Genomic DNA, 22,846 nt, shown 5'->3' on the forward strand with positions numbered 1-22,846 from the left:
AACGATACGTAAGGATGAATAGCATGACAACTGAAATCACCTTAAAAGCTAACCCTAAATACATAAAACAATTTCAAAAAGGTTTCCCTCTATTAAATAAGGAGAATGTCAGTACCCCACTGGAAAATCTTGATGAAGGAAGCATCGTTAACCTTGTAGATACCAACAAGAATTTTATTGCCAGGGGATACTTTGGAAAACAAAACAAAGGATTTGGATGGCTTGTAAGCTGGAAAGAGGATGAACCAATCGATAAGGAATTCTTTAATAAAAAGTTCCAAAATGCAGTCAATCAAAGGCTTCATTTTTTCTATGATGAACAAACAACTGCCTTTAGAGTGTTTAACAGTGAGGGAGACGGGTTTGGAGGCATCACCCTTGATTACTTTGAAGGATACTATCTCATCCATTGGTACAGTATGGGAGCCTATTCTTTCAAAGAAGATATCATCACGGCAATAAAGAAACTTCCTAATTATAAAGGTCTATATCAGAAGAAGCGATTTGCCGTTGAAGGTAAGTATGTTGAAGAAGATGACTTTGTTCATGGGGAACGTCCTTCCTTCCCTCTCCTCGTAAAGGAAAATAGCGTTAACTTCGCCATCTATCTTAACGATGGTGCAATGGTCGGGGTTTTTCTAGATCAGCGTGAAGTAAGAAAGCTGATCCGTGATAAATATGCTGATGGTAAAAGGGTTCTTAATACCTTCTCCTATACAGGCGCTTTTTCAGTGTTCGCTGCCCTGGGAGGAGCTGCAGAAACAACAAGTGTGGACTTGGCAAATCGTAGCCTGAGTAAAACGATTGAACAATTCAGCATCAATGGAATTGATTACGAGGCGCAAAATATTCTCGTGGAAGATGTATTCAAGTATTTTAAATTTGCTGTTAAGAAAGAACTTACATTTGATATGGTCATCCTTGATCCGCCAAGTTTTGCACGTTCAAAAAAGCACACTTTTTCTGCTTCTAAAGATTATACGGACCTTCTTAAAGAAGCGATTGCCATCACTGAAAAGAATGGTGTGATTGTTGCATCAACAAATTGCAGCACTTTTGATATGAAGAAGTTCAAAGGATTCATAGAGACGGCTTTCAAAGAAACCAATGGATCCTATAAACTGCTGGAGGAATTTACACTTCCTGAGGATTTCAAAACGATCAATCAATACAAACAAAGTGATTACTTGAAGGTCGTATTTATTCAAAAACGGTGATACCTGTTTCGGGGAAGTTTCTGTAGAGACTTCCTTTTCTTATTGCTCTCTTCCTCCACTACGTAAATATCCAGTCAAATTGGGTAAACTTAATAACAATATACTCTCATCCTTAACCAGGAGCAGACATGAAACAATTAAAGACAAAATTTTCGCACCGAAATAATGACAGAATAGTCTGTCATTATTTCCTTGGAAACCGCAAGATGCGACAAATAGTACATATCAATGTAGAAAATAATCGAATGAGGAGTGTTATTGTTGAATAAAGCCGTATTTCTGGATCGTGACGGGGTCATTAATGAAGTGAAAACAAAAAGAGTGAAGTTTGTGAACAAGCCTGAACAGTTTTATTTCCTGGAAGGCGTGAAGGAAGCAGTCAAATTATTGACTGCTTCTGGCTATCAATTATTTGTAGTAACCAACCAAGGCGGCGTTGGTCTGGGTTACCTATCACATGAACATTTACAAACCATTCATGAATACATGGTCGGGGAACTTGAAACAGCAGGAGGAAAGATTTATGAAGTTTCCTGCTGCACCCATAAACCTCACGAAGGTTGCGCATGCAGAAAGCCGGAGCCGGGAATGATCCTGAACCTCTCTGAAAAATACGACCTTGACCTCTCTTCTTCCTTTATGATCGGTGACAGGGAGCCTGATATTGAGGCAGGTCGTAAAGCAGGCTGTAAAACGATCTTAATTGCCGATGCCCCTTTCCCTCTCTTTCATGCTGATTATGTCTTTAAGACTTTATTAGAAGCATCGAAGTTTCTGGTGAAGTGATTCATGTATCCCCTGCTTTCTCTAAAGCAGGGGTTTTTGTTTCTTATATTGAAGAGAGTGGCTGATCTTTCTCCCCCCTATAACCCTTGTTTTATCGTTTTCCAAATAGGGAATTCTATGTTAGAGTACTATGGAACTAGTTAGCAAGGGAGGGTATCATTTTGGAACAGCATGAACTTTTGGAAATTATTAAGAATGTCTATCCTTTTGATGTTCTGACTGAAGATCAGTTGCACTACATTATTTCAGGTTCAACTTACACGTCGTTTAAAAAAGGGGAATTTCTTTTCCATGAAGATGAAACGATTGAAGAACTTGATATCTATTTTCTCGTCTCGGGCCTCGCTAAAAACGTCCTTCACAGATCCAGTGGAAAACAATATTCCTTAAGATTCTACTACCCTGGAGATTTAATCGGAATAATGATTATGCTGACAAGCGGAGAAATGACCTTTTCGGTTCAGGCAATGGAAGATTGCAATGTGTTCCGTATCCAGAAGCAGCGCCTTCTTGATATCATGACTAAAAATAACGATTTCTCAAAAATTGTGTTTGAGAGTATCGGAAATCGCATGAAAACCCTATACGATGAAATCAAATCTAAATCATCTGAAAACGATGATGAAAATATCACACTTTTCCGCACAAAAGTACATAATTTAATGGACGTCCCTTCTTTTATAGGGGAAGAGGATACCATTCTGGATGCTGCAAAGTTAATGAAAGAAAGAGATACCTATGGGTTGGTCTCGTTAGATTCAAATGGAAAAATGAAAGGAATCCTCACCCAAAGAGAGATTCTTTCTTATCTAACTGAGCCCACAGGTTCTGAGAAGGTTAAAGATTGGATGAAACGTAACCCTTTCTGGATCCGGGATGAGTCTTTTGCGTACGAAGCACTATCCTATTTCAAACACGAAGAGGTTGATTTTGTCCCCATCATCAGAAAAGAATCTGTGGTGGGTGTACTAACAAGCAGCTCATTCCTGAATATTCAGGACTCCAATTATCTGGACTTATCCTATCGGATTCAAAAAGCAGTCAGTAATGAAGAATTGGTTCAATTGGCTACAGTTAAGAGTGAGACCTTCCAGCAATTCATCGGCGACCTTCTCCTTCAAGACAGTCCTGGATATGATGTATGTGAAGTTATCAGTAACTACAATGACCGCCTTCACCGCAAAATCATTCAATTAACTGAAAAAGAAATGCGTGAAGAAGGATTTGGCCGGGCGCCTATCAATTATTGTTTCATAGTAATGGGAAGCCAGGGACGGAGTGAACAAGGGTTCCATACCGACCAGGATAACGGCATCATTTTGGATGACTACAGTCATTTATCAGATACAAAAAGAGTGGATACGTATTTTCAATCCTTTACAGAAAAGTTAAACCGTAAGCTTGATGCATGCGGATTCCCTGAGTGTACAGGGGGCATCATGGCAAAAGAGCAGAAATGGAAACGCTCCTATACTGATTGGAAAAAAGCAATCGATGAATGGCTGCATGAAATGGACGCTCAAGAAGTACAGAATACAACGATGTTTTATGATTTCCGCCCAATCTATGGTGATTATTCGATTGCTGAAGAAATCCGAAATTATCTGGCTGATAAATCGAAGCGTTCTCTCAATATGCAGCAGCTGCTAAGAAAAGATGCATTGCGATTCAAGCTACCAGTCGGACCATTGGGAAGAGTCAATCTAAAGCCAAAAAATCATTTGTTTAATATCAAGAAGTCAGGTCTCTTACAAATTGTAAATATGATCAGAATCCATAGTGTAAAGTATGGTGTAAAGGAAGTTAATACCATCAAGAGAGTGAATGCTTTAAAGAACATGCAGGCTTTTCATCCAAGAGATGCAGAAAATGTGAAGATGGCCATGCATATCCTATTAAGTCTCCGTACAAAACAAAACCTTATTGAGTTAAAAGAAGGTAAACCTCTGAGTAATGATATTGATGTCCGTAAATTAACGAAAGAAGATCGTCAAAGATTGAAGGAAGCTATCCAGATTGCCAATCGATTACATCAAGTAATGGAAATAAGCTTTAACAGAAATCGGGTGGTCTGATGAATGATATTGGAATTAACGCGGGATACCGTATCTTCAAATATTATTTATGGCATCAATTTTTCTTCAGGGTTCAGGTTAATCGTGAAAAAGCCAGACCATCATATTACAAAGTAGCACAAGCTTTAAAAGAGTTTGAAGCAGAGAAGCCTGTACTTCAACAGAAACACCTGTATCATTGTACATTCACCATTTTCGATTTGGAAACCACCGGCTTCTTTCCTGAAGTAGGTGATGAGATCATATCGATAGGTGCAGTGAAAGTTTCGGAAGGTAAAGTTCAGGAAAATAATACGTTTTATCTGGTCGTCAATCCTCTGCAAACTGTCTCTAGAAACACCAAGAAATTCACGGGACTCAGGAGGAAAGATTTTCGGAACGGTGTCACGCTTCCTGTTGGCCTCAAGCATTTCCTTGAATTCAGTAAAGGGACGATTTTAGTTGCGCATCCTGCAAGCTTTGATATTAATTTCCTTCAGAAAAGGTTGCATAAGTGGGAACTCCCCTCATTTCAACCTGAGTGCATTGATTCATTTTCTTTAGCTAATGCGCTGCTGGAACGTAGTGACTGCTACTTGGATGCAATGGTAGAAAGATTTGAAATCAAAAAGAGAACCCGTCATCATGCGTTAAATGATGCAATCATGACAGCTGAGGTATTTCAGGAACTGTTAAAGCTTTGTTATAAACAAGAGGTGCATACAATCCGCGCAATGCGTGAGCTTATCAATGAAGGTAAAGACTAATGTCAGCATTTAAATTATGGCATTAACTTTAAAGTAAATTAAAAGACTCTCAGGGAGCTGCCCTGAGAGTCTTTCTTATACCATAATCAATTTAGCGAATCTGACCTGTACCATGCATCATATATTTAACTGTAGTCAATGCAGGCAGTCCCATTGGTCCTCTTGCATGCAGTTTCTGAGTAGATATTCCGATTTCAGCACCAAAACCTAATGCTCCTCCGTCTGTAAAGCGTGTTGAAGCATTATGATAAAGAGCTGCTGCATCAACAAGCATCATGAATTTCTTTGCTGTTTCTTCATTTTCAGTGACAACCGCTTCTGAGTGCTTTGTACCATATTGTTCGATATGTTCAACTGCCCCATCAAGTGATTGTACAACTTTTACAGCGATATCAAGACTAAGATACTCGTTCGCCCAATCTTCTTCACCTGCAAGCTTGGCATCTTTAATTGCTTCAACCACTTTTTCATCACCATGAATATTCACATTATACTCAGCTAACTTGGATGTTAAGGCATCTTTGTGTTCTTTAAACCATTGTTCATGAATGATGACAGTTTCTGCTGCATTACAAACAGCAGGTCGATCGGTTTTCGCATTAATTAAGATATTCAATGCTTTTTCGACCTCTGCATCTTTATCGATGTAGATATGACAGTTACCAACTCCGGTCTCTAGGACTGGAACGGTTGCATTGTTAACAACGGCATTGATAAGTGCGCCTCCACCGCGCGGTATCAGTACATCTATATATTCTTTCATTGTAAACAATTCATTTGTTGCTTCACGATCTGTTGTATTAATGAACTGAACCGCTTCTTTTGGAATATCTGTTTGTTCTAACGCGTCGTGCATAACATCGACAATCGCTTTGTTTGAAGTGATCGCATTCGAACCGCCTTTTAATACAATGGCATTCCCTGATTTTAAAGCTAAACCGGTAGCATCCACCGTTACATTCGGGCGTGCTTCATAAATCATGCCGATGACACCTAAAGGAACTGTTACTTTCTGGACTTGAAGCTGATTCTCAAGTGTCCAGTCTGAAACAATTTTCCCGGTTGGGTCTTCTAAGTCTGCTACTTGTCTAAGTCCGTTTGCAAAGTCTTCCACACGCTCTTTTGTCAATGAAAGACGATCCATGAATGCTTCTTCAAAACCTTTTTCTCTTCCTTTTTGAAGGTCTTTGTCGTTTTCATCTAAGATCGTTTGATAGTTTGCGTCCAGGTGGTCAGCAATTTTGTGCAATGCTTTGTTTTTTTGTTCGGTTGTCAGTAAACTTAATGTTTTAGAAGCTTTTTTTGCCTTCATTGCTTGTTTTTTCACATCGGTTTTTTCAATTGTTAAAGTCATCAAATGCCTCCTGTATATAATGAAGTAGTTTCTTTATTTTTTAATAAGTCTGTTTCATAAATTTAATGATCTGTTCATCACCGCTGTTGATTTCCGTGCAAGACTTCGCTTTCCGCGGGTGACCTGTGAGCCTCCTCGGCGTTCCGCCTCCGGGGTCTCACATTGGCCACTTCTCCCGCAGGAGTCTTCGTCTTGCACTCCAATCAACCGCTGAATCTAGCTAAATCAAAGTAACTAGGTTAAACATATCATTTCTGTCCTATACGCCTACCGGAATCGGGAATTCGATGTGGCATACCAGGTGATCGATTTCTACTGCAATTTGGTCGTCTTGGATTTCAGTCGGATTTTTCAGTTGACCAGAACGGTAATTCACCATACCAAGGCCGATTTCTTCATTTCGGTTGTCAAGGATACGTACCACTGCACCTTTGTCAAAACGTCCTTTAACAGTATAGATATCGTTGATTGTCAGGCTTTCCTTCTGTTCCAGGATACGGTCTTTCGCAACTGAATCAATCATGATTTCACCTTCAGGACCAGAGTTGAAAGCAATCCATTGCTTTTTCGAATCCAAGTTTACTGCATCATCTGCTGATTCAAAGTAGGTTCCTTTTGCCGTATGCTGCACTGCATCATATATGATATCTGCGTTTCCGGATTTTCCAAGAAAAGCAGGGATCCCTGATGCCATTGTAATTTTAAATGCATCAATTTTAGAGCGCATGCCTCCGGTTCCCACTGAACTTCCAGGTTCTCCAGCCATATCTTCTATATCGTCGTTGATTTCAGTTACGCTTTCCAGTAATTCTGCTTCAGGATTCTTACGAGGATCAGAATCGTATAATCCATCGATATCAGATAGAATGATTAATTGATCTGCATCCACCAATGCCGCTACTTTCGCAGAAAGGGTATCATTATCTCCAAACTTCAAACGATCTACTGTGACCGTATCGTTTTCATTCACGATCGGGATGATGCCTCTTTCAAGCAGGACATTTATCGTGTTACGCGCATTGTTGTAACGGTCTTCATCTGAAAAGTCACTACGAGTAATCAGAATTTGCGAAGCTACGTATCCATGCGAAATAAACAGATCAGAGTAGGCTTCAATTAATAATCCTTGACCAATTGCAGCTGCAGCTTGCTTCTCCGGTAAAGAGCTAGGACGTGTTAAGCAGCCGAGTTTACGATATCCTGCAGCGACAGCACCTGAAGATACAAGCAATACTTCATGACCGTCATCTTTCAGACGTACAACTTCATCCACTAATCGTTCTAACTTTCTACGGCTCATCTCTCCGTGCAAGCTCGTTAAAGAACTACTTCCAATCTTGATCACAATACGTTTCTTCTTATTATCTTGGGACATCCAATCACTCCTAGTAAAAAGGTCCGTCCCTCGTCCCTTCTTTGTGATGAGGAACGGACTTGTATTTCTTATGTTTCTAATTCTTGACTATTTGGTAATTTACTTTATATGAGGTTTATTTAACGTGTTAATTAGTTCGTCACTAATTGTCGGGACTGTAATTCAGAGCTGATTTCTTTCGATCTTTTTTCTGCTCCTTTTACAGCTTCTGAGATAGCCTTCCCTCCGCCAAACTCTGCTAATGCATCTAGTCCGGCAGCTGTCGTGCCATTAGGGGATGTTACATTTTCTCTTAGCTGTGTAGGTGTTTCTTCTCGTTCAAGCATCATTTTAGCTGCTCCGAAGATTGTTTGGGCACCTATCTTGCGTGCAAGCTTAGGGTCTAACCCTGCTTCAGCACCAGTCTTTTCGATATGCTCCATAAGATAATAGAAGTAAGCTGGTCCGCTTCCGGCAATTCCTGTGAAAATATCCATTTCACTTTCATCGATTACATATACTTCACCGATGCTTGAAAGCAATTCTTTTGCGCTCTTCATATCGTCTTCTGACGTGAATCTGCCGGCACTGATAGCAGTGGCAGACTCTTTAAGCATACTTGATGTATTTGGCATCACTCGAATGACTGATTGACCTGCAGGCAGCTGTTCTTCCATATGGGAAGTAGTAATTCCTGCAAGAACTGACATGATGACTGTATCTCTCTTCACAAGATGGTTAATAGAATCCAGTGCTTTGTCAATATCTTTAGGTTTCATTGCCAGAATGAGAATATCTATTTCTTCAAAAGGAAGATCATCTTTGAGCATTGTGAGCACATTATATTTAGCATTTACTTCTTGAAGTCTTACTTTATTACTGCGATTTGAAACAATGATTTGATCATTTGGAATTTTACCGCTTTGAACCGTACCGGAAATCATTGCTTCAGCCATATTTCCTGCACCTAAAAACGCTACTGTTTTATTTTTCAACAAGCCTATCCACTCCGTTCCATTCATTTAATTTAAAAGGTTGTTTTCAATAATAATTTGTTTGAATGTTTTTATATAGTTGTTTAAATGTTTGTTTTGTCCTGTGTTTTGTTCACAACGTTTATAATCGTAACATGCTGGTAAATGATATCAAGGCGATATTCGGAAGTAGTAAGGAATAAGCCGAAAAAGCCCGTGGAAGCGTTATCATTTCTTTTTCAGTTATTCAAATGCTCTCTGAGAGCTCTAAATCACTGATAATCCCGTATAATCAGAATTATATGGGATATTTTTTTCTGCAAATGGGTTTTAACTTCATTCATTGGGGTAAATGGGCTCCAAAACTGCGCCTCCTACTGAATAAATAAGAAAAAGCTCACCGGGCTACGAGAGCCGGTGAGCTTTTTACTCAATATATATTATTATTCTGTGACTTCCTTCGAGCTTTTTCCGTTAAGAAAATCTTTCAGGGCTTGGATATTTTGTTCATAATCCAATTCAATGACCGAGCCGACACCTTCGTAGCTTCCGAAGTCATATGCTCCTTCCACAGGGATCGTAAGTTTGTCGATTTCATCGCTGTTACTTAAGAGGACATCCTTTACTAGTGAAATCTGATCGAGTTTGGACATGTTTGTTTGGATATAAGGCTGAATGGAGCCAGCGAGTTTAGGCAGCTTGGTGACTCCGTCGATGGTGAGCACCTCTCCTTTTAAGGCTGTGATAACCTTCTGCTGTCTTTCCACCCTGCCGAAATCCCCTTCTTCATCGGCGCGGAATCTGGCATAGCCTAATAATTCTTTACCATTTAATTTCTGCACCCCGGGTTCAAGTGCGACTCCGATATTCTCGGACATTGCTTTCTCAACATCCAACTCAATTCCTTCAGGAGCCAGAGTATCAACAGATTGTTCAAATCCTTTAAAATCTACCATCATATAGTATTGAATATCAATATCAAAATTGTGTTTGATCGTTTTTCTTAATAATTCCGGACCACCTAAGTAGAATGCAGTATTCAACTTATAATTTTGGTACCCGGGGATTTCAACATAAATATCCCTCATAAATGAAACAAGCTTCGTTTCATTTGTTTTAGGATCAACTTGGGCGAGCATCATCGTATCTGTTCGTGATTTTTCTTCTCCCCTGCTGTCTACACCCAATAACAACACATTAATCTTACCATTTTCGTCTTTAACTCCATTGAATTTATATTCTTTCATATTCTGGTTGCCGTCAGCCATCTGATACCCTTTATAAAATTGATAAGCAGAGTAGCCCAGTAAACAAAAAATAATTAATAATAGCACTACGATAATTTTTCTGCCTCTTTTTTTCTTGCTCTTCTTGCGATCGAGTCTTGAATCCATTTATCCACCTTCTTTGCAAAATGAAATGGCAGCAAGCTAATGAGAGATTTTACTCTACGATCAGGCATAACTCAATACTCAGGTTATGGAGGAAGTAGAATGAATTTCCAAAATGATAAGAATATATAGTCTATAGTATCATAGATGCTTTGATATCTCTCTTTTATTTAGGTGAACGTCCTAAAACCACATGCCATTTAAATGATACTTGAAGTTATTACCCCGATATATCTTAAAATTAAACTAAAAAAGCTGAGGCTGTTTAAAACTGCCTCAGCTTTCATATATTCATTCTGTTTTCTTGTTAAAGGGCTCGCATTCTATTTCTATAGGATTCAATTGCTTTCTTAGTTGTTTCAAATACGCCTTTCCCTATGAGTCTTCCCAATGGCGTGATACTGCCGGCAAACGGGTAAGTGATTCCTTTGTGAGTGGATGCGATAAGTATACTGTCTGTGGGGGTTCCGGTAGCAAGCGTTTGAGTTCTGTGATCATACACTTCTTGATGCTGCAATGCCCTTACTTTTGCTTCAGTAGAAGTTACAACAGCCTCTATAAAAGCCTCATCCGAAAGCTTCCCATTTATAACCACCCAAGTATTTATAGTCCCCGGCCTTATCTCTTGAGGGAACAAATGACTCCCGGTTACATCGATCGCATTCCCTATACCTGCTGTCACTACTACAAATATAGAGTGTTCTTCAATGGTAAACGTACCATACTCTACATCCTCCATATTGACAGCAGTCATCATGCCCACTGTGAAAGAAGGATCAAATTCATTTTCTGTAAGGAACTTGATCATATCCTTCCTGTAGTCGGTGCAATCATATTCAGGAGGTACATGCCGGTTCACAAAGGTTTTATACCAGCCAAATCCTGAACCAACAACGCCGGATGACATACATTTTAAAGGAAAGGGTGACTGATAGGTGATCATTCCGCGGGAAACACTCAGTAAGCTTTCTCCAGAAATCCCAGTGTCCTTTTCCGCTTTCTCATCAGGAAGTAAGACGATTTGAGGCTTAGCTATATGTGGATGAGCTTGTTTATGTACTTCTGTATCATATACTTCTTTAATATTGTGTTCGTTTAGTACCTCTTCAGGGTGATCGACTACTTTGGATCGTCCATTCTGCAGGAGAAGAAGACGGTCACAGTAAAGGCTGGCAAGATTCAAATCGTGAAAAATGGAAATAACTGTAAGGTTACGTGCTTTTGTCTGATTCTTTAACAATTCGAGCAAATTTTTTTGAAAAGCCAAGTCCAAGTGATTGGTCGGTTCGTCTAAAAGTATGACCTTAGGTTCCTGGGCAAGAGCCTGGGCAAGAAATACCCTCTGCTTCTCTCCCCCTGATAATTCATCCAGTTTCCGGTGTTGAAGCCCTTCCACCCCCGTATGGGTCATTGCTTCGTATACGATTTCTTCATCATAAGTGGACATTGCCTTGAAAAGCCCCTTCTGATGAGGATAACGGCCAAGCATCACCGTTTCTTTAACACTGTAAGAAAAGGAGTACGAGGAATTCTGCGGCAGCACTGCTATCAGCTTCGCTAATTCTTTTGAAGAATAATCACTCAAATACCTCCCATTAAACAAGATTTCTCCCGAAGAATGGGATAGGATGCCTGAGAGTGCCTTCAGGAGTGTCGTCTTTCCACTGCCATTTGGACCTAATATGCCAAAAAACTCACCTGTTGCTACCTGAAATTCAACTTTGTCCACTATAACAGTTTCCTCATAACCAACAGATAATCGGTGAACATTCAGCATGTCACTGCCCCCTTTTCTTTAGCAATATATAGGCAAATATCGGCGCCCCGATTAAAGCGGTGATCACTCCGATTGGTAATTCCGAAGGACTAATCACCATACGGGAAATCAAGTCTGCTACGACCAAAAAAGCCCCGCCTGAAACCACCGAAAGCGGAAGTACATGCTGATGATTATACCCGATGATCCTGCGGATAAAATGAGGGATCACCAAGCCTACAAAACCGATCGTACCTGACACTGCAACCGCTGCGCCAGTAAGCATGCTGCCGGCTATCAGAATGATGAATTTTCTCTTTTGGACCGAGATTCCTATATGGCGTGCTTGTTCTTCGCCGAAGCTCATGCCGTTCAGTTCCTTGGCATTAAACATCAAAATCAATGTCCCGGCAATAAAGAAAGGAAATACAATGAAGATATAATCCCATCCTCTCATTGAGACGCTGCCGAGAAGCCAGCTGATGATCTGCCTTAATTCTTCTCCCGAAAGAGCAATCATTAAAGAAATGACCGATCCTAGAAATGAACTAAAAATGATGCCTGTCAGGATAATCGTTTCGACTTTCATCGTGCGGTCGACTTTCCGCGCAAAAGTCAAAACAAGGAATACGGTAAGCAAAGAGCCAAGAATACTGATGAGCGGCAGTGTGAATAATCCAAAAAACGGCAGGTTTATATTGAAGAACAATGTAAGCACGGCACCGACCGATGCTCCAGACGACATTCCAAGAGTATACGGATCAGCCAGCGGATTTCTTAATAAGCCTTGAAAGGAAGCCCCTGCAACTGCTAAAGAGCCTCCTACTATTAAAGCTAATAATACACGCGGTAAACGAATGGAAAACACAATGTTAGAATGCATGGGATCGACATTCTCTGCTAGGTTTCCCCCTATGATTTCGGCACCGATAATGTTGAGGATATCATCTATCGGGACATGTACAGTACCAATTGAGATGCCCAGCAGCAATGATAGGATAAGAATACATATTGCCAACAGATAGATAATCCATATTTTATTCTGTAAATATCTCCGGATAAACTGATTTGGCAATTTCCTCTACTCCTTCAACTAATCTCGGACCGGTTCGCGTCACCAAGTCTGAATGCACATCATGCACATTTTCATCTTTGATCGCATTTATATCCTGCCAGCCAGCCCGAGCCAACAACTGTTCTTTTGACTTATCATTATAGTATCCGTAAGTTGTTATAATAACATCAGGATTTGCTGCAATGACCTCTTCTTGATTTACAGCTATCCATCCCTCCTGGTCCTTTAAAGCATTCTCAGCATTAATCAACTCAAGCATTTCATTGATAAACGTTTTATCCCCAGTTGAATAAATATCTGGTGAAGGGGCCACTTCAACGTATACCTTCTTCTTTTCTTGTACGTCTTCGGCTTTTGCTTTAATTTCTTCTAAATCCTTTTTCATTGAAGATACCAGCTTTTCAGCTTCTTCTGTCTTTCCAGTCAATTTTCCAATATTGTCAATAATTGTATAAACCTCATCTATCTTTTGCGTATCACGCACAACGAATACGTTGATTCCTGCATCCCTTAATTGATTTAACCCTTCTTTCGCACTTACTGCGGTGGATTCATGCGCGAGCACAAGATCAGGGTTAAGACTGATGATTTTCTCTACATTAAATTCCATTCCCCCGATTTTTTCTTTGCCCGCTGCTTCTTCAGGATAGTTATCGAAATCTGTTACTCCCACAACTTCCTTACCAAGACCCAATTCAAATAGTATTTCCGTATTACTTGGAATTAACGAGATGATTCTTTCGGGCTCTGAATCTAATTGTATTTCATCACCTAAAGCATCCTTAACTTTTATGGTATTACCTGCTGCTTTCTCTTCCTGACCTTTTTCAGCTTGTTGATTGGTGGAAGATCCATTTCCACACGCTGCTGTAAATACCATTGATAACATCAAAATAATGAGTAATCCAATAATCTTCTTCATTTTTACTCTCCTTCTCTCCTCATAATAAAAAAACATCCCCGAAAAGGAGATGCTGTGTAATATGCACAATGGGTCGACCAATCATAATTCAATCATGCATGTTACACCTTCCTATCCGCGTAGTACCAGTGTCAATGATGATAGGCAGGTCTCCTGGCTTATGGTCATTGCTTACTGCACCTTCCCGTACAATTGTACAGTGGCTGATATCGCAGCTTACTCCCATTTACAGTGGCGGGACCGCGTTGGATTTGCACCAACTTCCCTTTTAAGAAGCAGAGGAATATGAAAACACATTCCGCTTCACCCAATCATTCAACTATGTAATTTTCCGTTCACAAGAATTATACAGGAGCTCAAGTGTTCAGGTAAACATATTTTTTGAAGTATTTTTAAATGTTCAAATTAGATAATGGAGTTTAAAACAAAAAATAAATTCATTGTCAAAAATGGATCATAAGTGATAAAATTTGTTCAATCTGATATTTCTTTAACACATTAGAGCACCAAATACTGCAGGAGGTTTTTTAAAAATGAAGAAAGAGATAGAACTTGCTACCTTTGCCGGAGGGTGTTTCTGGTGCATGGTAAAACCTTTTGATGAATTACCCGGCATCATTGATGTTGTCTCCGGATATTCAGGGGGACACATCGAAAATCCCACTTATAAAGAAGTTAAAGAAGGAAATAGCGGGCATTATGAGGTAGTACAAATTACGTTTGACCCTTCTGTTTTCCCATACGAAAACCTATTGGATCTTTATTGGCCACAAATAGACCCGACAGATGATGGAGGACAATTCCATGATCGCGGTGATCAGTATCGTACCGCTGTCTTTTATCATAACGATAATCAAAAACGAGCTGCAGAAGATTCCAAACATAGAATCATCGAGAGTGGTCGATTCAAAAAGCCGATCGTTACAAAGATACTTCCTTCAGCTGCCTTTTATTCTGCTGAAGATTATCATCAAAAATTTTATAAAAAAAAGCCAGAGGACTATAAAGCTGATCGTAAAGTATCCGGCAGGGATGAATTCATCAACACTCACTGGCAGCAATAACAACGAATGAACAAACCCCCTTTCTCACATACTAAAGAGCAGAAAGGGGGTTTGTTCATGAAAAAGCAAAATCAAGACAAAGATCAAGTTGCGGGGTACGATAGACCGGGTGGCGTTGTAAACTTTTTCGACCCTTATCCTGATGAAGACAAAGTAAATTACAAAGATGCAGAAAACGGTGAAGAAGAAACCACAGAGATTAAGTCTAAAAAAGGTCAATGAATATAATGATAACTTTTGTATAAGTTAAGAAGAAGGAACCGAGGAAGTCCTCCACCAAGAAAAGCCATCAATCGCTAGATTTTCTCGGTTCTACTAATTTTTCATATTCACTGTAATCCCCATAAAAATCAGCTGCCCCTGTAAATGCAAATCTCTTCTGATAGTATTGATTTAAATCCCTATTACTGAATAAACACTCTTATCTTATCTTCTTAAATCCCTCCTGTTTTAAAATAAGTCTCGGCCCAATCGAGAAAGGCTGCTCCAATACCTCTATTTTTCAGTTCCCGTTTTATTATAAAACAATGCAAATACACGTACCCATTCTCTTCTGCCTCATTTCAATATTTCACGATCCCTGTCATTCCATTTCCAGGTATGATGCTTGAACCTGCCTGCCCTTTTGGACCTCCTCACAAAAATTTCACATTTTTGCCGTAAAATAAGCTACGATAAAAGTAAAGGTAAACACTAGGAGGTCAGCAAAGATGGGCATGACGATAATGATCATAGATGATGAAGAGCAAATGAGAAAGTTGGTCCAGACCTTTCTGCAAAATGAAGGATATACAGTAATACAAGCTTCAAACGGGATGGACGCCTTATATAAACTACGCCAAACTCCACCTGATCTTTTATTAGTGGATGTGATGATGCCTTATATGGATGGTTTTTCTTTTGCAGAGGAAATGAAGAAGATGAATGATATTCCGCTTATATTCTTGTCTGCCAAGGGTGAGGAATGGGATAAGGTGCACGGGCTGCGCTTAGGAGGAGATGATTATATCGTCAAACCATTTCATCCGGGTGAACTGATCGCAAGAATTGAATCGGTATTAAGAAGATCAAAAGCTTCGGCAGTTCAATCTTCCACCTTCACTGCCGGACCTCTTACAATAAGCGTGGAAACTCATTCCGTCCTCCTTCATGGAAAACCGCTTTCTTTGACCTTGAAGGAATTTGAATTACTCCTTTTATTGATTAAGAATCAAGGAAAGCTCTTTACAAGGGAGCAGCTTCTTTATTTGATTTGGGGCGACAATTATACAGGTAGTGAACGTACGGTAGATACACATATAAAAACGATACGATTGAAATTGAAAAATAATGGACAGCTCATTCAGACGGTTTGGGGCAAAGGATATAAATTAGAGGTGCCGCTTTGATTAAACAAAGGAGTTCATTAAGCCAAAAGGTCTTTCTTCTCATCCTTGGGAGTATTGGTGCTACTATCCTTTTTTCTTTCTTCTTCCTTCATTTTCTATATAAAGATTTGTATCTGAAGAGCATTCGGGAATCCGTTCTTCACCAGGGAGAGAATACGGCTGCTCATTATCATTATGGTACATTGAACGAAGAGATCATTGAAAAGATCCACTGGTTTAATATTGTTTCTGAATATGAAGTTCTGGTTGTAAATAACTTTGAGGAACTGGGTGAACATTTTCCCTATAGAATTGAGAACAAACCGCTGATAAGTCCTGACGATCGATCCGCACTTTCAGAAGGTAAGTCAGTGATGAAGGAAGGCTATGTCCAACACTTCGACCGGGACATCGTCAGTGCCGTGTTTCCTATCCAAGGTGAAACTGACTTGATCGGATTAGTTCTCATCTATGTCCCCCTTGAGGCGATGCAGGAAGTCTTTCAAGCAAGTATGCCGATTTTGATTCTTGCGGGTGGGCTTTATTTTATTCTCTTGTTTCTGGTGGTCAATCGCATCCGGCAAACATTGTTCAAACCTTTGCATGATATGCAAAGGCTTTCGACTGAAATAGCACAAGGAAACTATTCTCACCGCCTCCATCCTGCTGAGTATGATGAAGTCGGACAGCTTGCTGAAGCATTCAATATCATGAGCTCTTCCCTGGAAAAACAAGAAACACGGAAAAAGGAATTCATTTCAAATGTGGTCCATGAGCTCCGGACGCCTTTGACCTATATCAATGGGTACACAGAAGCGCTAAAAAAGAATATGTATTCATCAAAGGAAGAAGCGGAGAGCTATTTGACCACGATCCAGAGGGAAACGGACCGGCTGAGTCAAATTGTCCATGACTTAATCGACCTAAATTACCTGGAAGAAAACCTATATATGATCAACAAAGAACCGATCGCCATTGCCCAGGTCCTATATGACACACTGGAACTATTCAAGATCCGCTTATCTCAAAAACAGCTTCATACGAACGTAAAGATTGAAGAGGATATAATCATTCTTGGTGATCAAAAGCGTATGGAACAAGTCTTCTATAACGTTGTTGATAACGCGATCAAATACTCCCCGGATAATGAAGAGATCATGATTGAGCTAACCCGCAGCCAGCACCAAATGGCATTCACGATTACTAATAAAGGCATTACGATAAGTCAAGAGGATCTTCCGCGGCTGGGTGAACGCTTCTTTCGTACTGACAAGGCGCGAAGCCGGTCCAGCGGCGGAACAGGCCTGGGCCTGTCCATTGTAAAGCAGATCGTTGCCCTTCATAATGGGACGATCAAGATAAACAGCGATGTTAAATCCGGTACAGAGGTTAGGGTGATGATTGATTTGATGGATGATACTTTTTAATGGAGCTTCTTAGCGGAAGTCAACGGCCCCTTTTAAGAGCTGAAGGAAAAGAGGTTTTATATATGAAGAGAGTCTACATCCCCTTTCTCCTGCTCCTGGTCATGCTGATGACCGGCTGCGGAATCGATAAAAACAAAGAATATCAAATGGACTCATTTAGCTATACCGACCAAAACGGACAGCCTTTTGGCAGTAAAGACCTTGAAGGTAAAGTTTGGATTGCAGACTTCATCTTCACAAGCTGTGAAACCGTCTGTCCCCCGATGACCGCCAGCATGGCAGCATTACAAGAGGAAATGAAGAAACAAGGGATAGAAGTGGAATTTGTTTCATTCAGTGCCGATCCCGAAGTCGATACACCAAAAACCTTGAAGGATTTTGCAGCGAAATTCAGTGAGGAAACTGCCAATTGGCACTTATTAACCGGCTATACACAGTCAGAAATTGAAGTGTTTGCCAGAGAAGAGTTCCAAACACTGATTCAAAAACCAGATTCATCAAACCAAGTCATCCATTCGACCAGCTTCTATGTGATCGATCAACAGGGCAGCATTGTCAACAGCTTCGGTTTCCAAAAAAGCCACTTTGAAGAAATCATACGAGAGGTGAAGAAGCTGGATTGACAAATGAATGCTTGAATCGATTCACGTTAGCATTAGCGTGCGCCTGTCTCCATGAATGTGAAGGGGTAGTCGAAGTATGGGGACAGGCATTCTTACCATTATATTTTCCCGATGTTCTTCGGATCTCTACTGATTCCTGGTTGACCCGGCACCCAATTGGCAGGTACACCTTTTCCAGTGCGTCTGTTATATTGCAAGCCTTGGATTATCCTTAACAGTTCGTATACATTCCGGCCGACTTCTAAAGGATTTACGAATCTTGAAACAATCATTCCATCCGGGTCGATAATGATGGTTGCCCTGAATGTAGCTCCCGTTTTCTCATTCAGAACCCGATAAGCTTTACTGACTTGATGTGTCCGGTCACTTAAAAGCGGAAACGTAACTTGTGAAGCAGAAGGGGAAATCTCTGTAAATACTTTATGTGAGTATACACTGTCCGTACTTATAGCAAGTACTTCAGTATTAAGTAATTTCAATTGCTCATAAATAGCAGCGACCGCTGCCAGTTCTGTCGGTCAGACAAAAGTGAAATCACTTCCATAAAAAAATAAAATCACCCATTTTCCCCGATAGTTTTCGAGACTGACCTCTTTTATTTTTTTCTCTTTATTATCATAAGCTTCTGTTGTAAATAAAGGGGCTACATCCGTTGTTTGTGCACAATATGGAAGAGCACATCCTGCTGTACCTTCATCTTCCCTTTTATATGCCATGTTCTCACCTCCTTTACATATAAAAAGTGAATTCGGAGTGCTGCTATCAGAAACATGATTTGCCTTACAATCTCACCTTTCACTCCTTTTATTACTTTACTAGTGTATGTGGGGGTTTTTGTCCAGATGAGACCATAAAAAAAAGCGGCCGTCCGCTTGCGTTGCGATATGTACACAAGCGGGACGGTCACCCGATTTACATTCCATATTCTTTTCGATAATCATCGTGTTTAGGGTAAAATATATGTTCATCTGAATCCCTCACGACAGAGAAATGATCAACGTTATAATGCCCATGCAGCACTTGGTTATGATGCTTGATAATTTGTTCCCCTGTCAAAACCGCTGAATCCTTCGTGGAATGTCCATCGGCCACCAGTGTCACGTCCATTCCGTTTACGGTTGCATACCGGACGGCAGTATCGATGCAATATTCGGTCTGACAGCCCACCACCACAATGTGTCCGATTTTTTCCTTTTGTAAAAAGTCGATCAGCCCAGTGCCATAAAACGAATTCGTCGCCAATTTATCAAAAGTTACAGCATGTTCCGGTATTTTAATTCCGTTATGCACCTGAAATCCTTCACCTTTTCCTCCGGCAACATCTCGATCCCGAACAAAAATGACTCCCGCATCCGCTTCTACCGCCTTTTCGATAACACGATTGATCGTTTCAATCAGTTTTTCCTTTTGAACGACCCCCTGTTCCTTCTCATTTCCTTCAATTAATTCTTGTTGTGCATCAATGACGAGCAATGCCTGTTCCAATACCATCTCCCCTTTTTAGTTCTATGTTATTATTGTTCGACTTTAAAGGGAGGGAACCCTTCTTCATTACTGATTGGGAACGTTGAACTAGAAGAATTGGGGTGGAGACTGATTTCTATCCTCTCATGAACGTAATCGTTTCTGCTATCCCTTGTTCATACGGGGTCCCCTTCATTTCTCCCATGAATTTTTCTAGTTTTACACCGGAGAGAATGGTAGGCTCCGAGTTTATATATTGCATTTCGAGTGCTTCACGCATCGCTTTTCCAGCGAAAAGCGCGAAGACAGTAAACATCGGCTTTGAGATGTAATAGAGTTGTTTCTCAGCCCCGAGCTGTTTCTTTAGAAGTTTCTCCAATTCTTGTCCGGTGATAGGTGCTACGGCAGGAACATTCCAACTTTGCCCATACGCCCCCGGACTGCATGCCAGATCCACCATCATCTTAGCCCCGTCCATTGTATACATAAACTCACGCGGAACATTCCCCGGACCGACGAATCCCGCCTTCCTCTTATTCAATATTTGTTGCAATGTGTAATGGATATAAGTGTTGGCGGCGTTCGGTCCATAGAAGTCCGGAAAATGACAGATAAACGAAGGGACTGAGGATTGCTTGATCATTCGTTCCATTTCCAATCGGAGTTTTCCTTTTCGCGTATGAGGATGCTTCACTGTATCTTCAGTCAGCTTGGCTCCTCCGCTTCTTCCATAAGAATAAATATTGTCCACTACTGCCAGCTTCGCTTGATTTTTTTCGGCTGCCACGATCACGTTTTCCGTGATGGCAGCTAGTTTATCTTTCCAATCATAATAAGGAATGTTCATGGCATGGAAAATGACATCACATCCCTTCCCCGCATCAATCAACTGTTCTTTCATTTCCGCGTCCCCGGTCTGGATTTTGACGTGGTCCGTAGCGCCGAATAATCCGCTTAACTTCTCTTTTCCCCGGGCAAATGCCACCACTTCTATCCCGCGGTTTACCAGCTCCGTGACGAGCGCGTACCCCATTCCACCAGAAGCCCCGACTACCATTGCCTTTTTCATTTTTGAATCCCCCTTTAATTAACCACCGGTCAAATAACTTCAAAAAAATTTCATCCTATGGATTTGAGGATAAAATTCACGTGGGAATGCGCGAGATTTTCCACGTCTTCATATGTTTCATCACAACGGCAATAATGACTGACGAAGCCATGCAGCGACAGAAAAATCGACCATGTCTGCTGGATAGTGATCTCTCTCTTGCTAAGTTCTAAAAGCGACTGTGAGAATTTTTCATATGACTCATTCGGTCCCTTGTTCACATAGCTTTTGACTTCTTCGTCAGCAAGGAGGAACATCATTTCATACTGACTTTTGTGACTCAGCCCGAAGCGGATGAACGCTAACAGAATCTCTTTCAATTTCCTATCGTTATCCATTTCCAGATTCATCATGTCATCAAGCCATTGATCCAAAAGTTTAAAATCCGTCTCGATCATCGCATAAAATAATTCTGCTTTGTTTTTAAAATGGTAGTAAATTGAGCCGTGAGTGTATCCCAGTTCCGATGCAATCTGCCTCATCGAAACCTGCTGATACCCTTTTTCTCGGAAAAGCTTTCGCGCCGCCGCCATCACCATTTCTTTTGTGAGTTCCTGTGCTACTGCTTTTCTTGGTGACATTTTGTACCTCATCCTTTTTATTGACCAGTGTTTAATTAAACTATATTCCGGGGACAGCAAGTATGTCAAGAATATTTTCCCAACATTTTCTAACAACCTGTAAACTAAAGGCCCATCCCTGACTGCTTTAAAGCGTTAGCGCAGTCTGGGACGGGCCTTTCAATCATTTATTCAGCGTCAATGTAGCGACACATTCGACGTGAACGGTATGTGGAAAAAGATCCACCGGCTGAACGGCATCAAGCGTGTAGCCGAATGGTTCAAGTTCCTTGATGTCCTCCGCGAATGTATCCGGGTTGCATGAGACATACACGATCCGTTCAGGCTGGGAACGACCGATTCTTCTCATGACTTTACCGCCTGCACCTGAGCGCGGCGGATCGAGCATCAATAATTCAGGGTGGCCAAAGCTTTCCAACACTTGGTCTATCCCTTTGCGTGCGTCCTTTGCAAGGAAGTACGTGTTGGTGATTCCATTATCCTCAGCGTTGCGCTTCGCCGACTCGATCGAGCTTTCGACGATTTCAATGCCGGCAAGCTCTCCTACTCTGCTGGCAAACGGAAGGGAAAATGTACCGACTCCGCAGAAGAGGTCGATCATTTTCTCCGTCTTCTTCGGCTGGCTCATTTCAACCGCCAAGTCAACGAGTTTCTGCGCCTGCACCGGATTCGTCTGGAAGAATGTATCGAACCAAAGTCGGAACCGGTATCCATCCATTTCGTCATTAATGTAATCTCGGCCGGCAAGCAGATGAATTTTCTCCGCCTGTGTGCGGTCAGCCCAGTCTGTGTTTTCCATCCAAAGGAAACTTTTCACATGCGGGAACTTTTTCTCCACACGGGCTTTTAAATCATCCACTGCAGATTGCAGTTCACCTTCAGGAGCCTTCGTTGAGAATACTGCAAGCATCAGTTCACCTGTTGCAAATGATTGACGCACCATCAAGTGGCGGAGCAGTCCTTCATGGGTATCCTTGTTGTACCCTTCCAGTCCGTGCTCCTTTACCCAGCCAGCCACTTCCATTGCAGCTTCCACCATTTGCTCGCTGGCGATCAGGCACGTTTCAAGCGAAATGACCTTTCGGAAGTTCCCTTGCTCATGAAGGCCCATTGAACCGTCAGGAGCGAATGTGAATTCCATTTTATTGCGGTACTGCCAAGGCTCGTCCATCCCGAGCGTATCAAGGACAAGAGCCGGGTCGAAGCCTTGAGATTCAATCGCCTGCCTCACATGTTTCGTCTTTTCCTTCAACTGACCTTCATACGTCCAATGCTGCCACACGCAGCCGCCGCAGCGTTCAAAGTGCGGGCACGGCGCGTCAGTCCTTTCAGGGTGAGCATCCACGATCTCGTCAGGCATCGCTTTCCGTCTCTTTTTTTCTGGATGATCGACCGTGACGCGCACCTTTTCCCCCGGAAGCGTCTGCGGGATCAACAATCTTAATTTCTTCGGATTTCCTAGTTCATTCTCACGCCAAACCTCGGCTTGTCCTGAACCTTTCTTATCCAATCCATGTATAGTCACAACCATTTCTTCATTGGTAGTAGGCAATTTTTGGTCC

At 41.2% G+C, this 22,846-nt stretch carries 21 protein-coding genes and 1 riboswitch; of the genes, 9 read left to right on the forward strand and 12 right to left on the reverse strand.

From position 1 onward, the window contains the following. Positions 1 to 23: 23 nt before the first annotated feature. The 4 genes from AAEO50_RS12820 (at position 24) to AAEO50_RS12835 (ending at position 4,824) form a co-directional block, all read left to right on the forward strand. Positions 24 to 1,217 carry a class I SAM-dependent rRNA methyltransferase gene (locus AAEO50_RS12820; RefSeq protein WP_341984213.1) on the forward strand — a complete coding sequence of 398 codons (1,194 nt, stop codon included), beginning with the start codon at positions 24 to 26 and terminating at the stop codon, positions 1,215 to 1,217. 261 nt (positions 1,218 to 1,478) lie between these two features. After that, complete coding sequence (locus AAEO50_RS12825; RefSeq protein ID WP_341984215.1) at positions 1,479 to 2,003, forward strand: HAD family hydrolase; 525 nt, start codon at positions 1,479 to 1,481, stop codon at positions 2,001 to 2,003. 161 nt (positions 2,004 to 2,164) lie between these two features. After that, a complete protein-coding gene (locus AAEO50_RS12830; protein ID WP_341984217.1) occupies positions 2,165 to 4,078 on the forward strand; it encodes a DUF294 nucleotidyltransferase-like domain-containing protein in 1,914 nt (637 codons plus the stop codon). After that, positions 4,078 to 4,824 carry a 3'-5' exonuclease gene (locus AAEO50_RS12835; protein ID WP_341984219.1) on the forward strand — a complete coding sequence of 249 codons (747 nt, stop codon included), beginning with the start codon at positions 4,078 to 4,080 and terminating at the stop codon, positions 4,822 to 4,824. Before AAEO50_RS12830 ends, AAEO50_RS12835 begins: the two co-directional genes overlap by 1 nt. A 91-nt stretch (positions 4,825 to 4,915) precedes the next feature. On the opposite strand, the gene AAEO50_RS12840 is transcribed toward AAEO50_RS12835, so the two are convergent. The 7 genes from AAEO50_RS12840 to AAEO50_RS12870 all read right to left on the reverse strand — a co-directional run bounded on the left by AAEO50_RS12840 (position 4,916) and on the right by AAEO50_RS12870 (position 13,650). Beyond that, complete coding sequence (locus AAEO50_RS12840) at positions 4,916 to 6,178, reverse strand: glutamate-5-semialdehyde dehydrogenase (RefSeq protein WP_341984221.1); 1,263 nt, start codon at positions 6,176 to 6,178, stop codon at positions 4,916 to 4,918. Between the two features lie 259 nt (positions 6,179 to 6,437). Beyond that, complete coding sequence (gene proB, locus AAEO50_RS12845; protein ID WP_341984223.1) at positions 6,438 to 7,553, reverse strand: glutamate 5-kinase; 1,116 nt, start codon at positions 7,551 to 7,553, stop codon at positions 6,438 to 6,440. A gap of 131 nt (positions 7,554 to 7,684) precedes the next feature. After that, on the reverse strand, positions 7,685 to 8,554 hold the full coding sequence (gene proC, locus AAEO50_RS12850; RefSeq protein ID WP_341984225.1) for a pyrroline-5-carboxylate reductase: 870 nt from the start codon (positions 8,552 to 8,554) through the stop codon (positions 7,685 to 7,687). 395 nt (positions 8,555 to 8,949) lie between these two features. Then, positions 8,950 to 9,900 carry an LCP family protein gene (locus tag AAEO50_RS12855; protein ID WP_341984227.1) on the reverse strand — a complete coding sequence of 317 codons (951 nt, stop codon included), beginning with the start codon at positions 9,898 to 9,900 and terminating at the stop codon, positions 8,950 to 8,952. Between the two features lie 304 nt (positions 9,901 to 10,204). Then, positions 10,205 to 11,674: a heme ABC transporter ATP-binding protein gene (locus AAEO50_RS12860; protein ID WP_341984229.1), complete on the reverse strand. Its 1,470-nt coding sequence runs from the start codon at positions 11,672 to 11,674 to the stop codon at positions 10,205 to 10,207. Between the two features lies 1 nt (position 11,675). Continuing rightward, the gene (locus AAEO50_RS12865) at positions 11,676 to 12,728 is read right to left on the reverse strand and encodes an iron ABC transporter permease (RefSeq protein ID WP_341984231.1); all 1,053 of its coding nucleotides are present in this window, start codon (positions 12,726 to 12,728) and stop codon (positions 11,676 to 11,678) included. Then, positions 12,691 to 13,650, reverse strand: a complete 960-nt coding sequence (locus tag AAEO50_RS12870) for an ABC transporter substrate-binding protein (RefSeq protein WP_341984233.1) — start codon at positions 13,648 to 13,650, stop codon at positions 12,691 to 12,693. Before AAEO50_RS12870 ends, AAEO50_RS12865 begins: the two co-directional genes overlap by 38 nt. A gap of 126 nt (positions 13,651 to 13,776) precedes the next feature. Continuing rightward, positions 13,777 to 13,974, reverse strand: a riboswitch (cobalamin riboswitch). A 209-nt stretch (positions 13,975 to 14,183) separates the two neighbouring features. Between AAEO50_RS12870 and msrA the strand changes: the two genes are divergently transcribed. From msrA to AAEO50_RS12895, 5 genes are all read left to right on the forward strand, one after another. Then, positions 14,184 to 14,714 (forward strand): peptide-methionine (S)-S-oxide reductase MsrA, encoded by a 531-nt coding sequence (gene msrA, locus AAEO50_RS12875; RefSeq protein WP_341984235.1) that lies wholly within the window; start codon positions 14,184 to 14,186, stop codon positions 14,712 to 14,714. Between the two features lie 57 nt (positions 14,715 to 14,771). Beyond that, a complete protein-coding gene (locus AAEO50_RS12880) occupies positions 14,772 to 14,936 on the forward strand; it encodes a hypothetical protein (protein WP_341984237.1) in 165 nt (54 codons plus the stop codon). Positions 14,937 to 15,424: 488 nt separating this feature from the next. Further along, positions 15,425 to 16,102: a response regulator transcription factor gene (locus AAEO50_RS12885; RefSeq protein ID WP_341984239.1), complete on the forward strand. Its 678-nt coding sequence runs from the start codon at positions 15,425 to 15,427 to the stop codon at positions 16,100 to 16,102. Further along, positions 16,099 to 17,508 carry a sensor histidine kinase gene (locus AAEO50_RS12890; RefSeq protein WP_341984241.1) on the forward strand — a complete coding sequence of 470 codons (1,410 nt, stop codon included), beginning with the start codon at positions 16,099 to 16,101 and terminating at the stop codon, positions 17,506 to 17,508. Before AAEO50_RS12885 ends, AAEO50_RS12890 begins: the two co-directional genes overlap by 4 nt. A 62-nt stretch (positions 17,509 to 17,570) precedes the next feature. Beyond that, positions 17,571 to 18,131 (forward strand): SCO family protein, encoded by a 561-nt coding sequence (locus AAEO50_RS12895; RefSeq protein ID WP_341984243.1) that lies wholly within the window; start codon positions 17,571 to 17,573, stop codon positions 18,129 to 18,131. Positions 18,132 to 18,229: 98 nt separating this feature from the next. Here the strand turns inward: AAEO50_RS12895 and AAEO50_RS12900 are convergent, their stop codons facing one another. The 5 genes from AAEO50_RS12900 to rlmD all read right to left on the reverse strand — a co-directional run bounded on the left by AAEO50_RS12900 (position 18,230) and on the right by rlmD (position 22,815). Then, positions 18,230 to 18,847, reverse strand: a complete 618-nt coding sequence (locus tag AAEO50_RS12900; RefSeq protein ID WP_341984245.1) for a peroxiredoxin — start codon at positions 18,845 to 18,847, stop codon at positions 18,230 to 18,232. 196 nt (positions 18,848 to 19,043) lie between these two features. Then, the gene (locus AAEO50_RS12905) at positions 19,044 to 19,616 is read right to left on the reverse strand and encodes a cysteine hydrolase family protein (protein WP_341984247.1); all 573 of its coding nucleotides are present in this window, start codon (positions 19,614 to 19,616) and stop codon (positions 19,044 to 19,046) included. Between the two features lie 115 nt (positions 19,617 to 19,731). Further along, the gene (locus tag AAEO50_RS12910; RefSeq protein WP_341984249.1) at positions 19,732 to 20,664 is read right to left on the reverse strand and encodes an NAD(P)H-binding protein; all 933 of its coding nucleotides are present in this window, start codon (positions 20,662 to 20,664) and stop codon (positions 19,732 to 19,734) included. 50 nt (positions 20,665 to 20,714) lie between these two features. Beyond that, the gene (locus AAEO50_RS12915) at positions 20,715 to 21,284 is read right to left on the reverse strand and encodes a TetR/AcrR family transcriptional regulator (RefSeq protein WP_341984252.1); all 570 of its coding nucleotides are present in this window, start codon (positions 21,282 to 21,284) and stop codon (positions 20,715 to 20,717) included. 163 nt (positions 21,285 to 21,447) lie between these two features. Continuing rightward, complete coding sequence (rlmD, locus tag AAEO50_RS12920) at positions 21,448 to 22,815, reverse strand: 23S rRNA (uracil(1939)-C(5))-methyltransferase RlmD (protein ID WP_341984321.1); 1,368 nt, start codon at positions 22,813 to 22,815, stop codon at positions 21,448 to 21,450. Positions 22,816 to 22,846: the final 31 nt, after the last annotated feature.

The sequence above is a fragment of the Rossellomorea oryzaecorticis genome (assembly GCF_038405515.1).
In the GTDB taxonomy this organism is placed as follows: domain Bacteria; phylum Bacillota; class Bacilli; order Bacillales; family Bacillaceae_B; genus Rossellomorea; species Rossellomorea oryzaecorticis_A.

Bases quoted from the DNA above. Each gene is read 5' to 3' on its own strand.
- AAEO50_RS12820 (WP_341984213.1), top strand. From the start codon at position 24: ATGACAACTGAAATCACCTTAAAAGCTAACCCTAAATACATAAAACAA.
- AAEO50_RS12835 (WP_341984219.1), top strand. From the start codon at position 4,078: ATGAATGATATTGGAATTAACGCGGGATACCGTATCTTCAAATATTAT.
- AAEO50_RS12840 (WP_341984221.1), bottom strand. From the start codon at position 6,178: ATGACTTTAACAATTGAAAAAACCGATGTGAAAAAACAAGCAATGAAG.
- proB (WP_341984223.1), bottom strand. From the start codon at position 7,553: ATGTCCCAAGATAATAAGAAGAAACGTATTGTGATCAAGATTGGAAGT.
- proC (WP_341984225.1), bottom strand. From the start codon at position 8,554: ATGAATGGAACGGAGTGGATAGGCTTGTTGAAAAATAAAACAGTAGCG.
- AAEO50_RS12855 (WP_341984227.1), bottom strand. From the start codon at position 9,900: ATGGATTCAAGACTCGATCGCAAGAAGAGCAAGAAAAAAAGAGGCAGA.
- AAEO50_RS12860 (WP_341984229.1), bottom strand. From the start codon at position 11,674: ATGCTGAATGTTCACCGATTATCTGTTGGTTATGAGGAAACTGTTATA.
- AAEO50_RS12870 (WP_341984233.1), bottom strand. From the start codon at position 13,650: ATGAAGAAGATTATTGGATTACTCATTATTTTGATGTTATCAATGGTA.
- msrA (WP_341984235.1), top strand. From the start codon at position 14,184: ATGAAGAAAGAGATAGAACTTGCTACCTTTGCCGGAGGGTGTTTCTGG.
- AAEO50_RS12880 (WP_341984237.1), top strand. From the start codon at position 14,772: ATGAAAAAGCAAAATCAAGACAAAGATCAAGTTGCGGGGTACGATAGA.
- AAEO50_RS12885 (WP_341984239.1), top strand. From the start codon at position 15,425: ATGGGCATGACGATAATGATCATAGATGATGAAGAGCAAATGAGAAAG.
- AAEO50_RS12895 (WP_341984243.1), top strand. From the start codon at position 17,571: ATGAAGAGAGTCTACATCCCCTTTCTCCTGCTCCTGGTCATGCTGATG.
- AAEO50_RS12910 (WP_341984249.1), bottom strand. From the start codon at position 20,664: ATGAAAAAGGCAATGGTAGTCGGGGCTTCTGGTGGAATGGGGTACGCG.
- AAEO50_RS12915 (WP_341984252.1), bottom strand. From the start codon at position 21,284: ATGTCACCAAGAAAAGCAGTAGCACAGGAACTCACAAAAGAAATGGTG.
- rlmD (WP_341984321.1), bottom strand. From the start codon at position 22,815: ATGGTTGTGACTATACATGGATTGGATAAGAAAGGTTCAGGACAAGCC.